The 3739-nt window shown below is 38.1% G+C and carries 6 protein-coding genes; 1 reads left to right on the forward strand and 5 read right to left on the reverse strand.

Annotation, left to right across the window (positions count from 1 at the left end):
• Positions 1-107: 107 nt before the first annotated feature.
• Positions 108-650, forward strand: coding sequence for a tetratricopeptide repeat protein (locus tag ACT3TU_RS13675; protein WP_444784494.1), 543 nt, complete (start codon positions 108-110; stop codon positions 648-650).
• Between the two features lie 278 nt (positions 651-928).
• Here the strand turns inward: ACT3TU_RS13675 and ACT3TU_RS13680 are convergent, their stop codons facing one another.
• From ACT3TU_RS13680 to ACT3TU_RS13700, 5 genes are all read right to left on the reverse strand, one after another.
• Entirely contained in the window at positions 929-1195 is a 267-nt protein-coding gene (locus tag ACT3TU_RS13680) for a DUF503 family protein (RefSeq protein ID WP_442440394.1), read from the reverse strand.
• Positions 1196-1261: 66 nt separating this feature from the next.
• Entirely contained in the window at positions 1262-2119 is an 858-nt protein-coding gene (locus ACT3TU_RS13685; RefSeq protein ID WP_192523821.1) for a M48 family metallopeptidase, read from the reverse strand.
• 329 nt (positions 2120-2448) lie between these two features.
• Positions 2449-2730, reverse strand: coding sequence for a DUF503 domain-containing protein (locus ACT3TU_RS13690; protein WP_192523820.1), 282 nt, complete (start codon positions 2728-2730; stop codon positions 2449-2451).
• Between the two features lie 37 nt (positions 2731-2767).
• Positions 2768-3136, reverse strand: a complete 369-nt coding sequence (locus ACT3TU_RS13695; RefSeq protein ID WP_442440395.1) for a hypothetical protein — start codon at positions 3134-3136, stop codon at positions 2768-2770.
• Positions 3137-3226: 90 nt separating this feature from the next.
• Positions 3227-3691 (reverse strand): DUF4870 domain-containing protein, encoded by a 465-nt coding sequence (locus tag ACT3TU_RS13700; protein ID WP_192520922.1) that lies wholly within the window; start codon positions 3689-3691, stop codon positions 3227-3229.
• Between the last annotated feature and the right edge of the window lie 48 nt (positions 3692-3739).

A 3739-nucleotide genomic window follows, 5' to 3' on the forward strand; every position in this document is an offset into this window, starting at 1 on the left:
GTATAGTTTTGAGAGTTTTTATTATTGAATATAGTTGTTGTGTGTCATAAGCTTTACTTATGTACTCTTTTATTTGCATTCAGCACTTTTTATAATTATGGAAAAAAATGAAATTACTAATATCCTTATGCTTTACTTTTTGCTTACTACCTGTCTTTGCTTTCGCAAATGATTTTGATGATGCTGTAAATTACGTATCTGAAGAGAATTTTGAACAAGCTTTAGTTTTTTTTAAGAAAGAAGCAGACAGAGGAAATACAACGGCTCAAACTATAGTTGGAACATTTTACTTGAAAGGTTTAAGTGTAGAACAGGATTCTCATCGAGCAGTAAAGTGGCTAAAAAAAGCAGCAAAAAATAATGTCGATGCTCAAGCTCAATTAGGAAGAATATACCAAAATGGTATTGGGAACATAGAGATAGATCATAAAAAATCTGCATACTGGTATCGCAAAGAATTAAACTCGTATGAGGAATTAGCTCAAAAAGGAAACGTTGACATGCAGTTTCATACTGGTTTTAAGTATTATTATGGAATACCTGCAGTTGGTATAGAACCAAACAAGAAGAAAGCAAAAGAATATTTTGATCTAGCTTGTAATAATGGTGATCAAAGAAGTTGTGATTTTGAGGAAGTTATTGTTGAATGAGGTTATTAATTTCACTCATCTACTTCAAAGTACATTCAATCTGTAAATTGTACTAATGAAAAAACTCAGCAACCCAATATTAGGTAAAATTATCGTGTTAAGTTTCTTACCTCAACACTAACATACATTGCTTTGATTATCATTAGCTCTAAGTCGATTTTAGGTTAGTTAGGTGAACCTTACGATGCTCAACAAAAAAATAAATTGTTTCCAGGACTAAATACTTGCTCCAGTTCTAGCCAAAATAATGGCGAAATCAGCTCCCAAAAAAGCAACACCTAAATAAACTCCCTTTCAACATTCATCACCCGCGCATCTACCATACATTTTATCTTGTCTTCGATTTGACTACACTGTGACTCAACTTCACGTTTAGATAGCCCAACGATCACAAATGTCCATTTACTGGCATCATGCCGATCACGCTCATCGCTCTCCCAGACCGCGACGCTTGGCGTATTGCCAAATGAGTACAGCTTGCTAGACCTAACCCTAAAGAGGAAAGATAAAGTCCAAAACAGCCACTTTTCGATATTTCTTCGCAAAAAAAAGGTAAGTCGTTTGACTTACCTTTTTTGTTAGTATTTACTGATTTAATAGCATTTACTGAATTATTTACGTTTAATGGTTCTAGTAGTAGTGGCGTTAGTATTTGCATTAGTGGTTGCGTTAGTAGGCGCTTTAGCAGCCGTTTGATAAACTGGCATAACTTCAGGTAAGAGTGCCTGAATTTTAGCGATACGCTGCCCAGAGTTTGGATGCGTAGACATCAAAGTGACTATGGCGTTGCTACGACCGTTTGCAGCCTCCATTTTTTCCCACACTGAAACTGCAGACTCTGGATTGTAGCCTGCCTGCGCCATCAGACGTAAACCACCAGCATCGGCTTGTGATTCTTGACTACGAGAAAATGGCTTATCAAGTCCGTAGTCACTAATCAAACCCAACGCCTCATCATTTAACCCTGTTTTTGCCTGTAGTTGCGCACCACCTAACTGCAGCGCTAAGCCAGTCAGAACTTTTTGTCCAGCATCTTTTTTACTGTGCTCAGATAACGCATGGGTCATTTCGTGTCCCATAATTGCAGCGATTTCTGCATCTGTTAACTTTAACTTTTCTACAATACCGGTATAAAAAGCCATTTTACCACCAGGCATTGCCCAAGCATTTAATTCAGGTGAACGTATAACAGTGACCTGCCAATCAAAAGGGACGCCTGTTGTATTAGCGCTAACGGCGTAGGGCTTCATACGATTAAAGACTCTTTTAACTCGAATGGCGGTGGCAGACGCATTATCTACTGCGCCTTGACTATTCGCGGTAGAAACCACTTGAGAGTAACTTTTAGCTGCATCGGTATTTAATGTAGCAGTATCATAGCCTGCAAAATCGGCTACAGTAGTACAACCCGCCAAAGTAGTAATGGTAGTCAGCAATAAAGCATTTTTTATTTTATTAACAGTTTTCATTAAACGTCCTAGTTGAGAAATACAGTCAAGTTAAATGGCTAAATTAGAGGTTATGAAGTTATAAGTTTAGAACGTTACTATCTAAATTTATATCTTGTACGACCCTGATTGATAGCAATATATATAATTGAGGATGTAACTGAAATGTAAGTAATGTTTCTGAATCGCCGAAAGAGATTATCATAGCGAAAAACAAAAGTCTATCATTTAAATAAACTATAGTTCGTTTTTCTAGAATCATAATCTTTACTTAACTCACATTTGAAGCATACAACTTTATTTTTTTAATTAGAGTCGCTGCGAAAGGAGCATCCTGCAATAAAGCCCACCTATATGAACTCCCTTTCTACATTCATTATCCGCGCGTCTACCGTACGTTCTATCTTCGCCTCGATTTGATTACACTGCGACTCAACCTCGCGTTTAGATAGCCCGACGATCACAAACGTCCACTCGCTCGCATCATGCCGATCACGCTCGCCGCTCTCACATACCGCGACGCTTGGCGTATTGCCAAAGCGTGCATGTAAGCCGCCCATACGTTGGCGTTTTTCTTTTAATGAGCTACAACCAGGTAGAGAAAAAGTCAGAGTTAGGATGCCGATATGCATTTTATCTTCCTTAATGAGGTTTTTTAATACAGTCAGGTCAATATAAGAAGTTAAAGTCATCGTAGACCAGCACGCTGTGCTCGCCATAAGGGATACTAACGATATTGGCGCTGATCTTTTCGCCTAGCTGATTTGCTTGACTGTTCTCAAGTTCATATTTTATATCAAGGGTAGCTGGCTGGCTGATTAGGGTTTGCTTGGTTTTTGCGTCAATAATATTTATGACGCTATTTGATTCACTATCGTCATTATCCGTTGTTTTAATAACCGCATGATAGTCGTTAGAAAAATCTTGAATTTGATAAGTTTTTGCCAAGGCTGGATAAGATAAAAGCAGCAATACAAGCAGTCCCAGAAATAGGATAGCCGTCTTACCTGTCTTTTTGGAGAAAAAATAAATACTCATATAGATATCCTTAGCGCCTTAAGCAAGTAAAAAAGATACCAATTCACATTAGCATCTTTTTATAAGCAATATCTGTCATTACCCCTTACATTATTTAATCAGTCGAATATTAAAGGGGACTCTAAAGTCTTTACCAGCAGAGCTTTTGACCGCACCCATGATACAAAATACAGGGTGTACAAAGGGATACAAGAATAAGAACATCATCGGTAACAATGCCAAGGGTGACCAAATAAAAGCGAGGATAAAGCCCACTATCATCACTGCAATCCACAGCACAATATAAGTGATGAAAAAGGTAATACACCAATTCAACGCTTCTTTAGCTTGCGACTGAACGTAAGGATCGTCCTTTTTTGTCAGCATGATAACGAGCGGCGGGATAAAACCAAAAAACAGACACCCTAGCCAATTTAACAGGGCGATATTTGTAGAGTCCTGTTGAGTGTTCGTTGCTTGTATAGCCGTGCTGTTAAGTTTTTCTTGAGCGTTAGCAGCGTTATTGCCAGTATCTTTGTTGATATTCACGTGAGGTTGTTGCGTGCTATTAGGCATGTCTAAATATATTCCTGTATAAGATTAGGGGCTGTATAGAATTGGGAA

Origin of the sequence: Psychrobacter sp. AOP3-A1-26 (assembly GCF_052378235.1) — a bacterium.
GTDB lineage: Bacteria > Pseudomonadota > Gammaproteobacteria > Pseudomonadales > Moraxellaceae > Psychrobacter.

Coding starts and splice junctions, on each gene's coding strand:
- ACT3TU_RS13675 (WP_444784494.1), top strand. CDS start 108: ATGAAATTACTAATATCCTTATGCTTTACTTTTTGCTTACTACCTGTC.
- ACT3TU_RS13695 (WP_442440395.1), bottom strand. CDS start 3,136: ATGAGTATTTATTTTTTCTCCAAAAAGACAGGTAAGACGGCTATCCTA.
- ACT3TU_RS13690 (WP_192523820.1), bottom strand. CDS start 2,730: ATGCATATCGGCATCCTAACTCTGACTTTTTCTCTACCTGGTTGTAGC.
- ACT3TU_RS13685 (WP_192523821.1), bottom strand. CDS start 2,119: ATGAAAACTGTTAATAAAATAAAAAATGCTTTATTGCTGACTACCATT.
- ACT3TU_RS13700 (WP_192520922.1), bottom strand. CDS start 3,691: ATGCCTAATAGCACGCAACAACCTCACGTGAATATCAACAAAGATACT.